This is a genomic window from Dethiosulfatibacter sp. (genome assembly GCF_983023055.1).
This window is the reverse complement of sequence record NZ_CEZJXU010000229.1, coordinates 1-4073: the sequence shown is the minus strand read 5'-3', so window position 1 is coordinate 4073 and position 4073 is coordinate 1. Positions and strand designations below refer to the sequence as shown.

Sequence of the window (4073 nt, the reverse complement as noted above, 5' to 3'; positions counted from 1 at the left end):
GTATTTGTATCTTTTTGAGTCTGTGAAGGAAGGTCTGTTAAAGAGAGCTTCTGTTTAAGCTTTGATTCATACTAAGTCGGGAAATAGAAAATGGTACGAATGCGATATAAACTACAATGGAGGATACAGATGACTAGGATAATTATTAACGGTTCAGAAATGACATCGAAAGAAAGGGCTCATGAATACCTGAAAGAAATGCTTGATTTTCCTGAACACTATGGAAATAATCTGGATGCCTTGTGTGATTTGCTTAATGAAAAAACAGCACCTGTTGAAATAAAATTAATCAACAGCGATGATATGGTCAAATTATTGGGACCATACGGCAATTCACTCCTTGATGTCTTCAAGGATGTATCCATAGAAAACGATAATATTATTTTGGATATTTCGTAATTAAATGAGTTGAAAAAACTCGTGAATAAAAAAACAAAAAGCTGGATTTATTTTCATTTTGTGTTACAATATTTAGAACATAAAATGAAATTGGGAGGCAAATATGCCAAAAAGAGATGATATAAATAAGATTCTGATTATCGGGTCAGGTCCAATTGTTATTGGACAAGCCTGCGAGTTTGACTATTCAGGCACTCAAGCCTGTAAGGCCCTTAGAAATCTTGGATATGAGATAGTACTTGTTAATTCCAACCCTGCAACAATAATGACGGATCCTGAGATTGCTGATGTTACATACATAGAGCCCTTGAACGAGAAGAGCATCATAGAGATTCTTGAGAAGGAGAATGTGGATGCTGTATTGCCAAATCTTGGTGGACAGACTGCCCTTAACCTTTGCTCAGATCTTCACAAGCATGGTGTTTTGGATAAATACGGCGTTAAGGTAATCGGTGTTCAGATGGATGCAATAGAAAGAGGCGAGGACCGTATCGCTTTTAAGGAAACAATGAACAAACTTGGTATTGAAATGCCAAAGAGTGAAGCGGCCTATAGTGTTGAAGAAGCTGAAGTAATAGCCAAGGATCTGGGATACCCCGTAGTTGTCAGACCTGCATATACAATGGGTGGTTCAGGTGGAGGTCTTGTATACAACGTAGACGAGTTGAAGACAATAGCTTCAAGGGGTATATCAGCCAGTATGGTAGGCCAGATACTTATTGAAGAGTCTGTTCTAGGTTGGGAAGAGCTGGAGCTTGAAGTAGTACGTGATGCCAAAAACCAGATGATAACAGTTTGTTTCATAGAAAATATAGATGCCATCGGTGTCCATACGGGAGACTCCTTCTGTTCAGCTCCAATGCTTAATATCAGCGAGGACCTTCAGAAGAGACTACAGAAGCATTCTTACGATGTAGTTGAGGCAATTGAGGTAATAGGTGGAACCAATGTTCAGTTCGCTTATGATCCAAAGTCTGACCGTATTGTAATCATAGAAATCAACCCTAGGACATCAAGGTCTTCGGCTCTTGCTTCAAAAGCTACAGGTTTTCCAATCGCCCTTATTTCAGCCATGCTTGCCTGCGGGTTGACTTTGGACGAGATTCCATACTGGAGAGATGGGACTTTAGATAAATACACACCTTCAGGAGACTACGTGGTAATCAAGTTTGCCAGATGGGCATTTGAAAAATTTGTTGGTTCAAAGGACAAGCTAGGCACTCAGATGAGTGCAGTTGGCGAAGTCATGAGTATAGGAAAGAACTATAAGGAAGCAGTTCAAAAGGCTATAAGATCCCTAGAGATAGATCGATACGGTCTTGGTTTTGCAAAGAATTTTAATAAACTGTCATTGGAAGAGCTTATGACTAAGTTAAATGAGCCTTCAAGTGAGAGACAGTTTATAATGTATGAAGCAATTAGAAAGGGAGCCGACATTGACAAGCTCTATGAAAAAACATATATAAAACCATATTTCCTGAATCAGATGAAGGAATTAGTGGACCTTGAAGAGGAAATCCTCAAATACAAGGGAAGTGCTGTTCCAAACGAACTTCTGGTACAGGCAAAGAAAGACGGTTTCGCAGACAGATACCTTGCTAAGCATCTTGGTATAGCTGAAAAAGAAATTAGAGACCAGAGGATAGCTCTGGGAGTTGTTGAAGGATGGGAGGCAGTACCTGTAAGTGGAGTTGAGAATGCATCGTATTATTTCTCAACATACAATGCACCGGATACTACTACTGCAAGTGATAAGCCAAAGGTTATGATACTTGGCGGCGGACCAAACAGAATCGGTCAAGGAATAGAGTTCGACTATTGTTGTGTTCATGCTGCATTTGCCCTTAAGAATTTGGGATATGAGACAGTAATGGTCAACTGTAATCCTGAGACTGTATCAACGGATTACGATACATCGGACAAGCTATATTTTGAGCCTCTTACAGTAGAGGATGTACTTAGTATCTATGAGAAGGAAAAACCTGTCGGTGTCATAGTGCAATTCGGCGGACAGACTCCACTTAATATAGCAGCAGAACTTCAGGAAGCTGGAGTTAACATCCTAGGTACTTCCATAGAGACTATTGATCTGGCAGAAGATAGGGAGCAGTTCAATGAAATTATGGACAAGTTGGAGATTCCAATGCCTGAATCAGGTATGGCAGTCAATATAGATGAAGCTCTTGTCATAGCCGAGAGAATAGGATATCCACTTATGGTTAGACCATCTTATGTACTGGGAGGCCGAGGAATGGAAATTGTCCATGACGAAAGTATGCTCAACACATACATGAAGGAAGCCATCGGTGTGACAACGGAGAGACCAATTCTTGTTGATAGATTCCTGGGAAGTGCTACTGAGGCTGAAGCTGACGCCATATCAAATGGTACAGATGCCTTTGTGCCTACAGTAATGGAGCATATCGAGTATGCTGGCATTCACTCAGGGGACTCTGCCTGTGTAATTCCACCAGTAGGCATAGCTGAAAAACATATAAATACTATTATAGATTATACAAAACGTATTGCAGCCGAGATGAAGGTTGTGGGACTTATGAATATGCAGTATGCCATTGCCGATGATAAGGTCTATGTACTTGAAGCCAATCCAAGAGCTTCAAGGACTGTGCCCCTGGTTTCCAAGGTCTGCAATATTCCGATGGCTACAATAGCCACAAAAATTATGATGGCCAAGCATGAAGGAAAGGACTATCCGGTCAAGGATATGAAGAACAAGAAGATTCCTCACTTCGGAGTTAAGGCTGCGGTGTTGCCATTTGATAAGTTTCCTGAGGTTGATCCTGTATTGGGACCTGAAATGAAGTCTACAGGTGAGGTTCTTGGTATGGCCAAGTCTTTCGAACTGGCATATTTCAAAGCTAAGGAAGCAGCAGGAATTCACCTGCCCCTTAAAGGAACGGTACTTATCAGTGTCAATGACAAGGACAAAGCTGAGGCCCTAATAGCGGCAAGTAAGTTTGAAGAGATAGGGTTCAATATTGTTGCTACAGACGGAACATGCAAGTATATGAAAGAAAATGGTGTCAACTGTGAAGTGATTAAAAAGGTTCATCAGGGAAGACCGAATATAGCTGATGCCATCGCAAACGATGAAATTAATTATATAATTAATACACCTATGTCCAAGCTTAGTGAGATCGATGATTCATTCATCAGAAAGATAGCAATCAAGCACAAGGTGCCTTATATTACTGCCATGACAGCGGCTCTTGCCAGCGCCAATGGTATCGATGCATATATTAAGAATGGTGAATCTACATCTGAAAAGAAATCGCTCCAGTCTTACCACAGCGACATAACAGAATAAAATATTTTAATAGTATTCAATGAAAGGTGCTGAGAAGCATCTTTTTTGATTTTTTGAGCAATATATACTACAATTAGTGGTGTTACAAGGAATGCAGAAACCTTAAAATAGATACTCATAGGGACAACATTGCCATGCAAAGAATGCTGGAGAAGAGAGGATTTATCCAGTGTGGAATAATATATACTAAGGATGGAGCACAGAGACTAGCCTATCAGAAGCATTGAAACTAATGATATTGTAACACAAAAAATAAATATGTAGCTATTTTTACCTTTATCATATATACTATATAAGGCAACTACAAAGAAGTAGTGAAATTAATGCCCGTTATAATATTGGTAGA

The 4073-nt window shown here is 39.9% G+C and carries 2 protein-coding genes; both read left to right on the top strand.

Going from position 1 to position 4073, the window contains the following annotated elements:
- Positions 1 to 129 precede the first annotated feature (129 nt).
- Positions 130 to 399 (top strand): barstar family protein, encoded by a 270-nt coding sequence (locus AC3AX0_RS08635; protein ID WP_487549895.1) that lies wholly within the window; start codon positions 130 to 132, stop codon positions 397 to 399.
- A gap of 103 nt (positions 400 to 502) precedes the next feature.
- The gene (carB, locus tag AC3AX0_RS08630) at positions 503 to 3727 is read left to right on the top strand and encodes a carbamoyl-phosphate synthase large subunit (protein ID WP_487549894.1); all 3225 of its coding nucleotides are present in this window, start codon (positions 503 to 505) and stop codon (positions 3725 to 3727) included.
- The last annotated feature ends 346 nt before the right edge of the window (positions 3728 to 4073 follow it).